Annotated in this window: 16 protein-coding genes; 9 read left to right on the top strand and 7 right to left on the bottom strand. The window is 65.1% G+C overall.

Annotated features, from left to right (window positions below; all coding sequences use genetic code 11):
- Positions 1-58 precede the first annotated feature (58 nt).
- The gene (locus C7451_RS06285; RefSeq protein WP_110298114.1) at positions 59-1162 is read left to right on the top strand and encodes a peptidoglycan DD-metalloendopeptidase family protein; all 1104 of its coding nucleotides are present in this window, start codon (positions 59-61) and stop codon (positions 1160-1162) included.
- A 10-nt stretch (positions 1163-1172) separates the two neighbouring features.
- Positions 1173-2222, top strand: coding sequence for a potassium channel family protein (locus C7451_RS06280; RefSeq protein ID WP_110298113.1), 1050 nt, complete (start codon positions 1173-1175; stop codon positions 2220-2222).
- Between the two features lie 107 nt (positions 2223-2329).
- On the opposite strand, the gene C7451_RS06275 is transcribed toward C7451_RS06280, so the two are convergent.
- Positions 2330-3496, bottom strand: a complete 1167-nt coding sequence (locus C7451_RS06275; RefSeq protein ID WP_244181664.1) for an SPOR domain-containing protein — start codon at positions 3494-3496, stop codon at positions 2330-2332.
- Positions 3497-3839: 343 nt separating this feature from the next.
- On the opposite strand from C7451_RS06275, the gene C7451_RS06270 reads away from it, so the two are divergent.
- From C7451_RS06270 to C7451_RS06260, 3 genes are read left to right on the top strand one after another with little or no spacing between them, the layout of a single operon-like run.
- Positions 3840-4556 carry a ParA family protein gene (locus tag C7451_RS06270; RefSeq protein ID WP_110298112.1) on the top strand — a complete coding sequence of 239 codons (717 nt, stop codon included), beginning with the start codon at positions 3840-3842 and terminating at the stop codon, positions 4554-4556.
- 28 nt (positions 4557-4584) lie between these two features.
- Positions 4585-5313, top strand: a complete 729-nt coding sequence (locus C7451_RS06265; protein ID WP_110298111.1) for a hypothetical protein — start codon at positions 4585-4587, stop codon at positions 5311-5313.
- Between the two features lie 45 nt (positions 5314-5358).
- On the top strand, positions 5359-6837 hold the full coding sequence (locus tag C7451_RS06260) for an SPOR domain-containing protein (protein WP_110298110.1): 1479 nt from the start codon (positions 5359-5361) through the stop codon (positions 6835-6837).
- Between the two features lie 665 nt (positions 6838-7502).
- Here C7451_RS06260 and C7451_RS06255 read toward each other — a convergent pair.
- From C7451_RS06255 to rplU, 4 genes are all read right to left on the bottom strand, one after another.
- Positions 7503-7826 carry a GIY-YIG nuclease family protein gene (locus tag C7451_RS06255; protein WP_110298109.1) on the bottom strand — a complete coding sequence of 108 codons (324 nt, stop codon included), beginning with the start codon at positions 7824-7826 and terminating at the stop codon, positions 7503-7505.
- Positions 7827-8053: 227 nt separating this feature from the next.
- On the bottom strand, positions 8054-8596 hold the full coding sequence (locus tag C7451_RS06250) for a GNAT family N-acetyltransferase (RefSeq protein WP_167398443.1): 543 nt from the start codon (positions 8594-8596) through the stop codon (positions 8054-8056).
- Positions 8597-8773: 177 nt separating this feature from the next.
- Positions 8774-9049 carry a 50S ribosomal protein L27 gene (gene rpmA / locus C7451_RS06245; RefSeq protein WP_023839572.1) on the bottom strand — a complete coding sequence of 92 codons (276 nt, stop codon included), beginning with the start codon at positions 9047-9049 and terminating at the stop codon, positions 8774-8776.
- A 29-nt stretch (positions 9050-9078) separates the two neighbouring features.
- Complete coding sequence (gene rplU, locus C7451_RS06240) at positions 9079-9543, bottom strand: 50S ribosomal protein L21 (protein WP_060980085.1); 465 nt, start codon at positions 9541-9543, stop codon at positions 9079-9081.
- A gap of 275 nt (positions 9544-9818) precedes the next feature.
- On the opposite strand from rplU, the gene C7451_RS06235 reads away from it, so the two are divergent.
- Together C7451_RS06235 and C7451_RS06230 are read left to right on the top strand one after the other, a co-directional pair.
- The gene (locus tag C7451_RS06235; protein ID WP_110298108.1) at positions 9819-10358 is read left to right on the top strand and encodes a hypothetical protein; all 540 of its coding nucleotides are present in this window, start codon (positions 9819-9821) and stop codon (positions 10356-10358) included.
- Positions 10359-10448: 90 nt separating this feature from the next.
- Complete coding sequence (locus C7451_RS06230; protein ID WP_110298107.1) at positions 10449-10799, top strand: hypothetical protein; 351 nt, start codon at positions 10449-10451, stop codon at positions 10797-10799.
- A gap of 255 nt (positions 10800-11054) precedes the next feature.
- Here C7451_RS06230 and C7451_RS06225 read toward each other — a convergent pair whose 3' ends face one another.
- Positions 11055-12206, bottom strand: coding sequence for an IS110 family RNA-guided transposase (locus C7451_RS06225; RefSeq protein WP_066564845.1), 1152 nt, complete (start codon positions 12204-12206; stop codon positions 11055-11057).
- A gap of 19 nt (positions 12207-12225) precedes the next feature.
- Here C7451_RS06225 and C7451_RS06220 point away from each other — a divergent pair, with 19 nt between their 5' ends.
- Both C7451_RS06220 and C7451_RS06215 read left to right on the top strand, forming a co-directional pair.
- Positions 12226-12873, top strand: coding sequence for a hypothetical protein (locus tag C7451_RS06220; protein ID WP_110298106.1), 648 nt, complete (start codon positions 12226-12228; stop codon positions 12871-12873).
- Positions 12874-12990: 117 nt separating this feature from the next.
- Positions 12991-13935 (top strand): glycine-rich domain-containing protein, encoded by a 945-nt coding sequence (locus C7451_RS06215; protein WP_110298105.1) that lies wholly within the window; start codon positions 12991-12993, stop codon positions 13933-13935.
- Positions 13936-13956: 21 nt separating this feature from the next.
- Here C7451_RS06215 and C7451_RS06210 read toward each other — a convergent pair whose 3' ends face one another.
- Positions 13957-14895 carry an isopenicillin N synthase family dioxygenase gene (locus tag C7451_RS06210; RefSeq protein WP_110298104.1) on the bottom strand — a complete coding sequence of 313 codons (939 nt, stop codon included), beginning with the start codon at positions 14893-14895 and terminating at the stop codon, positions 13957-13959.
- Between the last annotated feature and the right edge of the window lie 7 nt (positions 14896-14902).

The following is a 14902-nucleotide window of genomic DNA, read 5'->3' as shown; positions in this document are numbered from 1 at the left end:
CTTGTAAATCCTGCGCCCGAGTGTGGCAAAAGCCGCAATCCATGCTAGAGGTCGTGCCATGGTGTGGGGACACAAACGGATCGATGCGGGGCTGGCCATTGCGGCAACCCTGTGCGTTGCAGGCTGCATTCCCGGGGGCGTGACGCCACAGGGGCTGGAGCCGGAAATTACCGAGGCGGGGCAGCCCGCGACGGCACCGGTGGCCGCGCCCGTGGCGGGTAGCGATGCACCCGTCTGGGAGAGCCGCACGGTCGCCGCCAATGCTTCGGACGTGATCGGCACGACCTATATCGTGCAGCCCGGCGATACACTGCGCGGCATCGGCAACCGGACCGGCGCAGGATCGGAGGCGATTGCCGCTGCCAACGGGCTTGCTGCGCCTTATGTGCTGCAACCGGGCCAGCGGCTGACCATTCCCGGCGGCCGCTATCACACCGTGGCACAGGGCGAGACCGGCATTGCCATCGCGCATGCCTATCGCGTCGCGTGGAGCGACATCGTGACGCTCAATGGCCTTGAGGAACCCTATATCCTGCGCATCGGGCAGAAGCTGAAGCTGCCTGTCGGGGCACAGATTGCCGCAGCATCGACCGCCGCGCCGTCCGCGCCCGCCGCAAGGCCCGGCACGCCGACCAGCCGCATAGGCGCGCTGGTGGTCAATATCGACGATGTCGTCACGGGCAGCCAGCCGGCCATTGCCGAAGGCTCTTCCGTCCCCGCCGCCAGGCCAGCGCGCGCGCCGGTGGCGGCGAGCGTTCCCGTCGATGTGCCCAAGGGCTTTTCCGGCAAGTTCGTCTGGCCCATGAGCGGATCGCTGCTCACCCGGTTCGGGCCGGTCGGCAAGGGACAGATCAGCAACGGCATCGATATCGGCGCGACGCGCGGCCAGCCGTTCCGCGCGGCGGCTGATGGCGTCGTTAGTTATGCCGGCAGCGAAGTTGCCATTTATGGCGGGCTGATCCTGGTCAGCCATGGTGGCGGCTGGGTCAGCGCCTATGGCCATGCCGAGCGGATCGACGTGACGCGGGGTCAGGCGGTCAAGGCCGGGCAAGTGCTGGGCGCGGCGGGCCAGAGCGGCTTTGCCGAGACCCCCAAGCTGCATTTCGAACTGCGCAAGGACCGCAAGCCGGTCGATCCGCTGCAATATCTGCCGCGTGGCTGAGGCGGGCCGAATGGCGGATTCCGAAATCAAGCCGCGGGCGCTGCTCAAGCGTGCGGCGCGGCTGCCGGTCTGGGCCGATGTCACCTTGCGGCTGGGCCTTGCCTTTGTCCTGATCGGCTTCGTCATCCTGGTCCACTGGCTCGACCGGGCCGGGCTCAAGGACAATGTCGACAATCATATCAGCTTTCTGGATGTCGTCTATTTCACGATGATCTCTGTCACCACCACCGGTTTCGGCGATATCGCGCCGGTGTCCGACCGGTCACGGCTGATCGAATCGGTGCTGGTCACGCCGGTCCGGGTCGCGGTGATCTTCATCTTTGTCGGCACCGCCTATAGTTTCGTCATCAAGCGCACATGGGAAAAATGGCAGATGAGCAGGATCCAGCAGCGCCTGACAGGGCATATCGTCGTGCTGGGCTTCGGCACCAGCGGATCGGAGGCCGTGCGCGAGCTCGTGGCGCGCGGGACCGATCCCTCGTGCATCGTGGTGATCGACCAGTCGGAAGAATCGCTCGCCCGCGCCGAGGCCATGGGCTGCAACGTGCTGAACGCCGATGCGACGCGTGACGAGACGTTGAAGGACGTGCATATCGACCGGGCGTGCTCGGCAATCGTTTCTGCGGGGCGCGACGATACCTCGATCCTGATCGTGCTGACCATCCGCCACCTTGCGCCCGATGTCCCGATCAGCGTCGTCATCCGTGCCAGCGACAACGAACTGCTCGCGCGTCAGGCGGGAGCCAATACCGTCATCAACCCGGTCAGCTTTGCCGGGCTGCTGCTCGCCGGATCGTGCAGCGGGCCGCATATCAGCAGCTATCTGGCCGATCTCGCCTCGTCGAGCGGGCGGGTGGTGCTGATCGAGCGGCCGGTGCGGACCGAGGAAATCGGCGTGCCGCTGAAGGACATCAAGGATGGTGTCGGGGTGCGCATCTATCGCGATGGCAAGCCCTATGGCTTCTGGGACGACGAAAGTGCCAGCCTGCGCGCCGGCGACCTGATCGTGGTGATCACGCAGGGCGACGGCCGACCGCCAGTGACCATGGCCAGCGACTAGCGGGCGAGCCGCGGCTCGCCCGTCCACATGCCCCTATATTTCCCGATGGGCCCTTGTTTCCCGATCGGCCCTTATTTCCTGATCGGCCCTTATTTCCTGATCGGCCCTTATTTCCTGACCGGGAAGCAGGCCTGGCCGCTGCGCGTCACGCTGTCGCACGCCTTTTTTGCGTCGGCCTGGGTCGCGAACGGCCCTGCCTGCAGCTTGGTGATCGCCCCAGCCTTGACCAGATAGGGCTGCAGGCCTGACAGCGCAGCGTTTCTTTTCTCCATTTCGCTCCACAGGCTGCGTGCGCGCGCTTCCTCGCTGAACGCACCCAGCTGCACGCGCCAGTCGCCTGTGACGGCGGTGGCGGGGGCGGTGCTGGCAGCAGCTGCCAAAGGCGGAGCGACCGGGGTCGAAGGCTTCGGAGCCGGCGTCACGGGCTTGGGCGCGGCGGGCGCCGGCTTGGGCGCCGGGACCGAGGCCGAGGGCGAACCCATGGTGGCGAAATCGACGCCCGCGCTCGCTGCAACGCTGTTGGGACCGGAGGGCAGGGTGGGGATCACCGTTCCATTGGCGCTCGACGGCGGCAGATCGGTGGTCTGGATGGCAGAGCCCGAGGCGGGACGGGAAATCGCAGGCGCGGGCCTGGCAGCAGCGGTGACCACCGGCTTGACCGGAGCGGCAGGCCCCGGCGTGGCGGTCGCCCCCGTCGCGGTATCGGCCAGGGTCATCCCGGCAGCGGCACCGGCCAGCTTCTGACGCTCGGCCACGGCTTCGCGCTCGAGCTGGGCAGCGAGCTGCGTCCCCTGGGTCCGTTCGGCGAGCGGGATATACTTGTCCATCGTCGCCAGGCTGCGCGAGGCCTGGGGCAGGCCCTGGGCCGAGGCGCGGGTCATCAGCGCATAGGCCCGCACCCAGTCCTTCTCGGCAATGTCGCCGTTGAACATCGCGGTACCCAGCACATATTGCGCGCGCGGTTCGCCGCGGGCGGCGGAGGCACGGATATAGGGGATCGCCTCGTCGCGGCGATTGTCCTGGAACAGCACCAGGCCGTAATTGTCCGCCGCCTGGACATGGCCGCGATCGGCGGCCTTCTTGTACCAGGCTTCGGCCTGTTTCAGATCCATCGGAACGCCGCGACCCAGCTTGTAGGCCTGGCCAAGGTTGAACTGCGCATCGGCATCGCCCTTGGCAGCGGGATCGCGCCATTCGGCCACGGCCTTGGCAAAATCGCCGCGCTCCCAGGCATCGACCCCGGCCTTGACATCGGCCAGAGCCGGGCTGGCCATGCCCAATGCCAGCGCTGCAGCGCCCAACATATGAAAATGGCGAGAAAATTTTGTCGAACGTGCCATGCGGGTCTTGCTCCAACGCAAATGGTAAAACCGTGTGCCGATCCTGACCATCGGCATCGACGCGGCAGGCCGGACGTGCCGACCTTTGCGTGCGTAAATCGCTATAGCTAACGACAGGTTAGCAAAGCGTTGCCGCCTGCATCAAGGGGCCTTGATCGGGCCTGCAAAGCCCGATTCTCCGGCATTGGGACAGCCATGGTCCCTGCCGCGTTAACTCAAAATTAGCCGCCAACCAGCATTTTCTCCTTAACCGAATGGACCGGACAGGGGGTTTGGAGTGCGCGTACTCGCTTTGGCATCTCAAAAAGGTGGATCGGGCAAGACGACCCTTTCGGGTCATCTCGCCGTCCAGGCGCAGCTGGCGGGCGATGGCCCGGTGGTGCTGATCGATATCGATCCGCAAGGCTCGCTCGCCGACTGGTGGAACGAGCGCGAGCCCGAATATCCCGCCTTTGCCCAGACCACCGTCGCGCGGCTGCCTGCCGATCTTGCGATCCTGCGCCAGCAGGGCTTCAAGCTCGCGGTGATCGATACGCCGCCCGCCATCACCATGGCGATCCAGTCGGTGATCTCGGTCGCCGAACTGATCGTGGTGCCCACCAGGCCCAGCCCGCACGATCTGCGCGCGGTCGGCGCGACGGTCGACCTGTGCGAGCGCGCGGGCAAGCCGCTGATCTTCGTGGTCAATGCCGCCACGCCCAAGGCGCGGATCACCTCAGAAGCGGCCGTGGCCCTGTCCCAGCATGGGACAGTCGCGCCGACGACGCTGCACCACCGCACCGACTTTGCCGCCTCGATGATCGATGGCCGCACGGTGATGGAGGTCGACCCCAATGGCAAGTCTGCCGGAGAGGTGCGCGCCTTGTGGACCTATATTTCCGACCGGCTGGAAAAGAACTTCCGCCGCACCGTCTTTGCCGTGCCCAACGCGCCCATCGCGCCGGGGGCCATCCGCCCGATGGGTGGCTTCGGCCGCCGCGTGGCGGGTTCGTGATGCAGCGGCGGGGGCAAGGATGAGCTTTATGGCGGAACCCAAACCAATGGCGTCGCTTTCTTCCGGTCTGCTTGCGCGCAAGGGGGCGGCCCGGCCCGCGATGCGGCGCCAGGGCATGGATGGCCTGGGCACGATGGGCGGCGCAGCGATGCCTGCCAGTCCCTATGGCCTGCAGGAAGACCTGGGCTGGAACGACATGGGCTATGATGTCGATCCGGCGCATGAGGAACGCGCGCCGCAATATGGCAATCTGCTGGCAGGCGCGATCCCCGACACGGCGCCGTCCCAGCCGGCGGCCGAAAGCGCGCTGCCACCGGTCCCTGTCGTGCCCGATGTGGTGCGGCAGCAGGCAGAGATCGCCGAGCGGCTTGCCGAACCGGCTGTAGTCGCGGAACCCGCGCCGGAAGCGGTCACGGAGCCCGAGCCGGTCGCGCACGAACCGGTCGCGCCCGAGCCAGTCCCAGTGTCCGAACCGGTCGCCGAACCTGTAGCCGCCCCCGTTCTCGCCGTCCGTCAGCGCAAGCGCAAGCAGGCGGTGATGGAGGAAGTGGTCGCCGCTGCGGTCCAGTCCTCGGCGCGCCGCGCGGCCTTCACGCTGCGGCTCGACAGCGAGCGGCACCTGCGGTTGCGGCTGGCCAGCGCGGTCAGCGGACAGTCCGCGCAGCAGCTTGTAACGGCCGCACTTGACGAATTGTTAACCAAAATGACCGAAATAGAGGAACTGGCAGGTCGTGTGACGCGACCGGCTGCGCGTTGACGCGCAGGCAGGCAAGTCGGGGCCGACGAAGAGGGAACTTAGGCTATGGCAAGCGGAACCAAGATCAACCGGGCGCTGGCGCTCAAGCTGGCGGCGTCGACCATCCTGGTCGGCAGCGTGCTGGTCAGCTGCTCGGCGCATGGCGATGGCGGCCGTCCGCAGAGCCTTTCGTCCTCGGCCAGCAAGGCGCTTGCCTCGGGCAATGCCGACAAGGCGCTGGAAAAGGCCGAAGCCGCGGTCGCGCTCGACCCGCGCAATGCCGAACTGCGCAAGACGCTGGCTCAGGCCTATCTCGCCAATGGCCGCTTTGCCTCTGCTCGCCAGTCGCTCGACGATGCGCTGGCGCTGGGCGATGCCAGCGCGCGAACGATCATCAGCCTGGCGTTGATGCACGTCGCCGAAGGACGCCCCAATGCGGCGCAGGCGCTGCTCGAACAATATCGCGAAACCATTCCCGCCAGCGATTACGGTCTGGCCGTCGCGCTCGCCGGTGACAGCAAGGCGGGTGTCGATGTGCTCGCACAGCTGATACGGTCTGGAGATAACACCGCCAAGGTACGGCAGAATCTCGCTTTTGCCTATGCGCTCGATGGTCGCTGGCGCGAGGCGCAGATCATGGCGGGGCAGGATCTCGACCCCAAGGTCGCGGAAGGCCGCATTGCCGAATGGGCGCGCATCGCGCATCCCGAGGCCCATGTGCAGCGCGTTGCTTCGGTGCTGGGCGTGACGCCCGTCGCGGGTGATCCCGGCCAGCCGGTGATGCTGGCGCTGTCGGCCACGCCCTCGATGGGCGAAACCGCGACGCAGATCGGGCAGCAGGCTCTGGCCTCGGCTGCCGGACCGATCGAACTGCCGCCGGTCGAAGATACGCCGATGGAACTGGCCGGTGTCGAATCCGTGCCCGTTCCGGCTTCCGAACTTCAGGATGCACCTGCATCTGCACCCGCGCCGGTCCATGCCGAAGCTGCGCCTGCCGTGGCTCCGGCCGCTTCGGGCGCGATCGTGGCTCCGCTGATGACCGCGCGCGAGATCGTCCAGCCGCTGCCCGCCAGCTATCGCCGCAAGGCGGTGCGCAAGCTGCGTGCCGACCAGACGGCCAAGCGGCAGATGATCGTCGAGCAGGAGCCGGTGCGCACCGCTGCCGCCGCGCCCAGGGCTCCGGCTCCCAAGGCCGCGCCCGCCAAGGCCGCACCTGCGCCCGCCACCTTCCAGAAGGCGAGCTTCTCGCCGGTCAGCAATGGCGCGTTCGCGGTGCAACTCGGCGTGTTCTCGAGCGCGGCCAATGCCAACCGCGCCTGGGCCGGTTACAGCGCCAAGCACAAGGATCTCGCGGCTTTCTCCAAGGTCGCCGTGCCCACCACCGTTGGCGCGCGCACGCTGCACCGCCTGACCGCGAACGGCTTTGCCGACGAAAAGAGCGCCCGCGCGATGTGCGCCCAGGTCCGCTCGGCCGGCGGCGAATGCATCATCGCCCGCGCCGTGACCACCAAGCCCGCCGGCACCCAAATCGCCGCCCGCCGCTGAGGCTGGTCAGCACACCGCCACACCACTCATCGTCATTCCCGCGAAAGCGGGAATCCCGCTGCTCGCGAGGGCTGAGGCCGGTTGGGCGCTTGCGAAGGGCTGTAAGCGTCCGGCTTAGGCTCCCAGTGCAGCTGGTGGTATTGGCTGCTACTGGGCGGGAAACTGCCGTTGACCGTTGTGCGCCAACTGCTACCCTGTGCAGCGTATGATTAAGCTCGTCACCGCTCTGCCGCTTCTAATGATGGTAGCCGGATGCACCGACTTCAACGAACCGGAGGCAGTCGACCCTTCTCCTGTCATGGGCTGCTATGTTGCTCCTGACGCACCTTCCCTGAGTGTCCAGTCGAACGGTGTTCGGATCGGGGAAAGCCCCGCAGTCCTCCCACTTCGATACACACAGCACAAAGTCGGTATGGTTTTTGAGATACCTATGGTCGCCTCAGTCGAAAAAGGCGAGTTTGAGATCAAGTCAGGAGACACGCAATTCTATCGAGTTCTACTGACCGACAGCGGACCTACTTTACTGGTGGCAGCCTACCAAGACAGCACTCTGCGGCACTATAAACGACGCTCGCTAAGTCCTTGCTGATCTGACGTCCGCAAGGGGGGCGTTTGCTGACCAGCAAGTTTTGTCTTCCGCAGTCCCAAAGTCACCCCACCTCCGCTCAGCCTGAGCTTGTCGAAGGCCCCGCGCCATCATCAGCAGAATTGCGCAACCCCCTCGAAAGCCGCGAGATCAGTTCCCAATCTCCAGCAATCAGCGCCTGTTTTTTCGCTCGCGACCAGCCCTTGATCTGCCGCTCCACCCCGAACGCGTCCTCGCGCGAGGGAAAGTTCTCCGACCAGACCAGTTCAACAGGCCGTCTTTTCGCGGTATAGCCCCCGCAGGAACCGCTGGTGTGCTGGGACATCCGGTATTCGAGGTCGTCAGTATGCCCGGCATAATAACTGCCGTCGCTGCATCGCAAAAGATACGCGTAAAAGGCCATAGCCCAGAATAGCGGTTTCGCGGGGCCTTCGACAAGCTCAGGCTGAGCGGGGGTGGTGCAGAGGGCGCGTTGCCTTTGGCAAGCGCAGACTGAGCGGCCTTAGGGCCAGCGAGCCAATTTCCTCGAGCTATACCGCAAAGCGGGACCCCCGCTTTCGCGGGGGTGACGGGGCAGGAGTGGGGCTTGGGGGAGCGTCGCTCGCCGCTCATCCCTCACCCCCCAACCACTCACGCCGCGAGCGGTCGTTCTGCCTCCGCCATGTCGCTCTCCAGCGCATATTCCTGCGCCATCGCCTCATAGCCACGGCCCAGGCTGAAGCGGGGGCGGGTGGTGCCGGTGGGGGTGAAGCCCAGACGCCGCAGCACCGCGCCCGACGCGGGGTTGTCGATATAGTGGCTGGCGACGATCCGGCGGTGGCCGAGTGTCCAGGCATTGGCGATCACCGCGCGCGCCGCCTCGGTCGCATAGCCCTGGCCCCAATGGTCGCGTGCGATCCAGTAGCCGAGCTCGGCCTCGCCCGCATCTGTCTGCCCGAGACCGCAGCTGCCGATCAGCGTCTGCCCGGCATCGCCCGGCAGGGTCAGCAGATAATGCGGATAGAAGGGGTCCTGCGCGCGCGCGGCGAATTCGCGTGCGTGTTCAGCGCTATAGGGCCAGGGCGCGCGGGCAAGATTGCACACGATGCCTGCGTCGTTGATGCCTGCGAACAGCGCTTCTGCATCTTCGGGCCAGACTGGCCGCAGCAACAATCTTTGCGTTCTTGCGAACATTATGTCTCTCCTGTGTTGCCCGCGCCATGCCAGCCTATGATGACAGGCCGGAGTCAGTGCGGTGACAGGGAGACAAAAAGAAAGGGAGACGGGACGGACCCCATCTCCCTGTCATCTGGTCCGGGTTTTCACCGGCCGGGGTCATCCCTTGAAGGACGACCCGTCATCGATCGTCCGTTATTCGGCGGCTTCCGCCATGGCCGGGGCCACGACCGATACGTATTTGCGACCAAGGCGACCTTCGTGGAACTTCACGCGGCCTTCGGTGAGCGCAAACAGCGTATGGTCCTTGCCCATGCCGACATTGGCACCGGCATAGACCTTGGTTCCGCGCTGGCGGATGATAATGTTGCCGCCGATGACGGGCTCGCCACCGAACTTCTTCACGCCGAGACGACGACCTGCGGAATCACGACCGTTGCGCGACGAACCGCCTGCTTTCTTATGTGCCATTTCTCAAAACTCCTTGGGTTCGCGCGCGATCAGGCGTTGTCAGCCGACGAATCGGTGTCAGCGGCCTTCTTGGTGGCAGCCTTCTTGGCCGGAGCCTTTTTGGGTGCAGCCTCGGCAGCGGGGGTTTCGGCAGCGGCTTCGACCGGAGCTTCGGTCTTGGCAGCGGCGGCCTTCTTCGGCGCAGCCTTCTTGGCTTCTTCGCCCACGGCCACGATGCGCAGGATCGTGTGCTGCTGACGATGGCCGAGCTTGCGGCGATAGTTGTGGCGACGCTTCTTCTTGAAGATCACCACCTTTTCAGCCTTGGCTTGGGCGATGATTTCGGCGGAGACGACCACACCGGCCACATCCTTGACCTCGCCGCCGTCGCCGGCCAGCAGAACGTCGTTCAGCGCAATGACGTCGCCAGCCTCGCCGGCCAGCTTTTCCACTGCGATTTTGTCTCCGGCTGCAACGCGATACTGCTTGCCGCCTGTGCGCACGATAGCGAACATGGGTTGTCTCGTTTCTGTTTGCTTCAATCGGGTTCCGGGCACGCAAATTGTGATGATCGCCTGTTTCATCTTGCCTGTTGCCAGACCCGAATCGGCAGAGTGAAAACCACTGCCCTGCGACGGGATGTCCCGCGCCGGAAAGCCATGCCCGTTAGGTGAAAGCGGCGGTGCTGTCAACCGCCGCGGCGGCTTTTTTGGGCGGTTATGCGCATCAAGGCTGCGCCGCGACGCAAGCCGGTTGCCCGCGATTGCGTGCTGTCCTAGAGCCTGGGGCCATGAAAGTCACCCCGGCAAATATCGCCCGCCTTGTGCTGTCCGCTGCCCCGCTGCTGCTGGGAGGGTGTCTCAAGCCCATGGCCGAACTGCCCTCGCTAGAACGTCGCGCGGTCGAGCTGCGTGATCGCGAGGCCGAGGCCAAGGCGCCGCCGCCGCCGGTGGAATCCGCGGTCGATCCGGCGCTGGCCCGCGATCTGGCCGCGATGCTGGCGCGCGCGGACACGGCGGAGGCAGACTTTGCCGTGGCGCACTCTGCCGCGCAGCAGGCGGCAGGCGCCGCGCGGGGCAAGGACGTGGGCAGCGAGCTCTGGTCGGTGGCGCAGACCCGGATCAGCGCGCTCGATGCGCCCCGGCGCGAACTGGCGCAGATCCTCGGCGATCTGGAGGAGCTCTATGTCGCGCGATTGCAGAAAGAGGCGGCTGGCGAGCTGAAATCGGGCGGCAGCGACCAGATCGAACAGGCGCGGCAGCACGTTCTGGCGCTTCTTGCCAATCAGAATGAGGTCATCACCCGTCTCAAGGCCAGCCTCGCCAGTTGACCTGATTTTACCGGGCGCGCCCCTCGGCTCGTCGCAACCCTCGTCGCAGCGGCACGTATTGCCCGCATCGTTCAACGAGGAATTTGCGTCATGAAGAGCCTTTATACCGCCACCGCCGCTGCCGCCCTGATGCTGACCGGCACCAGCGCGTTCGCTCAGGCCGACACTACTACCACCGACCAGCAGCGCTCGCGCCAGCAGGAGCGGCTGAACTCGATCTTCGGCGCGCTGTTCGGCGACCGTACCGGATCGACCCAGTCGATCGAGGCGCAATGGTCGTTCGGGCGCACCCCGCTCGCGACCCAGCGCGGGCAGTTCGAGGCGCGGGTCGATGCCGATGTGCGTTCGGGCCAGATCGACCGCCGCACCGGCGACCGGCTGAAGAGCGACTTGTATGATCCGGGCCTTGTCAAGATCGCATTGAACGGTTCCTTCTGTTGACGCGTTGGGGGCCCCACACGCAATGCTCAAGGATTGGCTTCATTCGTTCCGAGGTCAGCTGATGCACTATCCGTGCATAGACTTGTATCCGGTCGCGGCCGTTCCCGCGCACCATAATCCGTATTCACATCCCCGGATCGAGCAAAGGCGGATGCGGACCAAACTACTACTGGGCGTTTTCAGGCGCCATCAACTTTCCCGGTCACGCATCACACCAATCCGCGTCGCCTTATCGAGCCTGTTGCAACATAGGCATCAGGCGGCGCGGAGCTCGGCACCTTGAGGGACCAGACCGGTCTCCACAAAGCGCCAAAGCGCGATCAACAATTTTCGGGCGAGCGCAACGATCCCCACCTTTGCCGCGCGAGCGCCGTTGCCTTTGAACCGGTTGCGATACCAAACGGTCAGTTCGCTACTTGGCTGATATTTCAACCAACACCAGGCAAGTTCCACCATCTGCACACGTGTGCTTCGGTTACCGGCTTTGCTGATGCCCTGATCACGCGACACGTCGCCGCTGGCGAAGGGCGCCGGAGCTAACCCAAGGAAGGCCGCGACGTGTCGTCGGCTTTCGAACTTTCGGCAAAAAACCTCAGCAACCAACATTGCCGCGCTGTTCGGACCAATGCCCTTCAGCTGCTCAAGGCGAACCGCTTTCTCTCGGCATGGGAAGGTAGACTCCTCATGGAGCACAACTTCAGCCCGGTCCCGCTCGATGTCCTTGATCTGATCGTTGAGCAACGCGAGCCGTTCGAAACAGCGCTCAATTTGTCGACGAAGGTTTGGTGGCAAAGGCCGCCCATCGCCGGTGCGCATGTCGTCGAGCTGTTTTGACCAGTCACCGCCCTTGATGGCTTTGACAGATCGTATGCCCTGTAATGCAAGTAGCCCCCTGATCCGAGAGATAATTCGGGTGCGCTCGTGCACGAGATCGCCGCGCTCCCGCATTACTCTGCGCGCGTCCTCCTCCTCGGGGGAGGGCACGTCCACGACACGGCACACGCTTTTGTCGCCAGCGAGATAGGCTTTGAGGATTCCGATCATTGCTTCGGCGTCGATCCGGTCGGTTTTTGCGCGCCTGCCTCGCCGCGACACGAGGAAGCTGGCGGGATCCAGCACATATGTATCGATATCGTTCGACCGCAGTAGCCTTGCGAGCCAGAAGCCATCATATCCAATCTCGAAGCACAGGCGAATGGCGGCAGGTTCACCGATACGATCAGCGGCCTTGCACTCAAGATTGCGAAGGTGACTGATCAGTGCCGCGCTGTTCCCGGCAGGAATTGTCCGTAGCGAAGGCTTCGCGGCTCCTGGCGAGAGCGAAGCAACAAGCCAGTTGCGCTTGCTGAGCTCAACGCTGACAATGACAGAAGTCTTGGGGCAGTAATCTGACGACGAGTTCTCCATTTAGCGTTCTCCGTGGGGTTTGACGGAACAACGGCATAGCCGATCCGGCCTGCATAGGATCTATTATGATCTCGTCCAGCTTGAGGCGCGTTACGGCGCCGACCGTCGCTTCACCGTGCAGGAGCGCGAGGAACTGGCCGAGCGCTATGCGCGGCTGACCCAGGTGATCGCCGACGGGGCCTATGGCGACGAATATGAATCGGACATCGGCATCTCGGTGGCCGATGGGCAGACCGAATTCAACCAGCGTGTCGATGCTGCGGTGTCCGCACGGCGCATCACCCGCGTGGCTGGCGCGCGGCTGAAGACCGATTACGCGGCGCTGGTGCGCACCGAGGCGACCTATCTGCGCGATGGCCGCATCACCGATCAGGAGCGCGACGATCTCTATACCCGGCTCGAGGCGCTCGATGCCCGCGTCGGCGACATGGCCTCGACCGGTGGCGGCAGCGCGGTGCAGACCCCGCGTGCGCGTCTGGATGCCATCGCCCGGGCGCTGCCTTCCAGCGGCCTTTCCGCCAGCGGTCAGGCGCAGCTGCGTGTCGAGCATGAGGATCTGACCCGGCTTGAGGCCGCCTATGCACGGCTCAACGCCAGCGCCGATGATCGCGCCTATCTCGATCGCCGGCTGACCGATCTTGAGACGCGTGCCCGCGTGCGTCGCTGACCCGGAACGAGGCAGCATCCCTTCGACGGAAGCGATGTTGCCTCGTTTTACATTCGCGATTGCCGAGTCGGAAATGAGTCGATAGCTTCCCGTTCACCATACGGCGGGAGGGCGGTGATGGTGGATGACCCGATCTGGCAGGCGCTGGCTGCCATGCGTATCGAGCCTGAGGGCGCGGCGCTCGGCTTCACCCGGCGGCTGGCCCGCGAAAATGGCTGGTCGCGCAGCCATGCCGAGGCGGTTTTCCACGAATACCGCCGCTTCCTCTATCTCGCCGCAACCGGCAGCGGCGAGGTCACCCCCTCCGATCAGGTCGATCAGGCCTGGCATCTGCACCTGACCTATACCCGGCATTACTGGGAAGAATTGTGCGCACGGATCATCGGGCGGCCGTTGCACCATGGCCCGACCGCGGGCGGTGCATCCGAAGGGCGCAAGTACCGCGCACTTTATGCCGAGACGCTGCGGCGCTACCGCGAGACGTTCGGGCAGGAACCGCCATGCGATATCTGGCCGCCCTCCGACCTGCGTTTCGGGACGCGCTATCAATGGGTCGATACCCGCCGGCATTTTCTGCTGCCGCGCAGGATGGTGTCGATCGCGGGCATGGCAGGCGGTGCGGCATTGCTCGCGGCCTGTACCGCGCTGGTTGCCAGGACAAGCGGACCTGCATCCGATATCGCTTCCGGGTCGGGCTGGAACGCGTTTCTCCAGTCGGATTACGGCATCCCCTTGCTGATCGTCGCGATATTCGCGCTCCTCATCCTCGTCGGAATGCTGCTGGCTCGGCGGCGCGCGTCGGCAGGATCGGGGGCAGGATCGAGGGCAGTCGCGCGGCGGCGTCGGCGGGACGACAGCAGCCGCGACAGTTCGGGCGGGTCTTTCGATAGCTGGTCGTCTGCCGGAGGAAATACCGCAGCGGCGGGCGGCGCAGCCTTTGCAGCTGGCGGCGATTTTGGCGGTGGCGGGGCTGATGCCAGCTGGGATGACGGGGCCGGCGGCAGCGATTCGGGTGGTGACAGCGGCTGCAGTAGCGGCTGCGGAGGGTGCGGCGGGGACTGACGCCCCCGCCGATCGAGCCTCTCAGGCTTTCACGAGACCGATCTCGACCAGCCGCTCGTGCAGATAATCGTCGGCCAGGATCGCATCGGGATAGCGGTTGGGCCGCTCGGCGCTGATGCAGCCTTCGAGCGTGCGGATCGGGAAATCCGACCGCAGGTGCAGGAAGAAGGGCATCGAATAGCGGCTGTAGCGCGCGCGGTCGCCCGCAGGGTTGCGCACGCGGTGCGTGGTCGAGGGCAGGACGTGGTTGGTCAGCCGTTGCAGCATGTCGCCGACATTGACGACCAGCGCGCCTTCGGGCGGGCGCATGTCGATCCACGATCCGTCCCTGGCGAGAATCTCGAGACCGCCTTCTTCGGCCCCCAGCAGCAACGTGATGAGGTTGATATCCTCGTGCGCGCCCGCGCGGATCGCGCCTTCTTCGCCCTGCGAGGCATCCATCGGCGGATAATGCAGCAGCCGCAGGATCGAATTGCCTTCGTGCACCGCCGGTTCGAACCAGTCGGCATCCAGGCCCAGATAGACCGCAATGCGCGACAGGATGATATTGCCGACCCGGTCGAACTCGGCGAACAGCGGCTCGAAGGTCTCGCGGAAATGCTCGGGGCGCTCGGGCCAGACATTCCTGGGCATGGTGTGCGCGATCGGGCTTGCGGGGTCGATCTCGCGCCCGACATGCCAGAATTCCTTGAGATCGTGCGCCTTGGCATCCTTGGCGATCTCGGTGCCGAACGGCGTATAGCCGCGCTGGCCGCCGGCCTCAGCGTCATAATAGCGGCGCTTCTCGTCGGTGGGCAGCGCGAAGAATTCGGCCGTCTTGTCCCAGCCCTGGCGCACCAAAGCGGGATCGAGGCCATGATCCTTGATCATCGCAAAGCCATAGGTGGAGAAACTGTCGCCGAGCTTCTGCGCGAGCGCGGCAGGTTCGTCGGTGAGCGAGAGAATGGGCAGTTGTATCATGAGGTCG

This window comes from Blastomonas natatoria (genome assembly GCF_003201955.1).
Taxonomy (GTDB): Bacteria; Pseudomonadota; Alphaproteobacteria; order Sphingomonadales; family Sphingomonadaceae; genus Blastomonas; species Blastomonas natatoria.
This window is presented reverse-complemented; position numbering and strand designations above follow the sequence as displayed.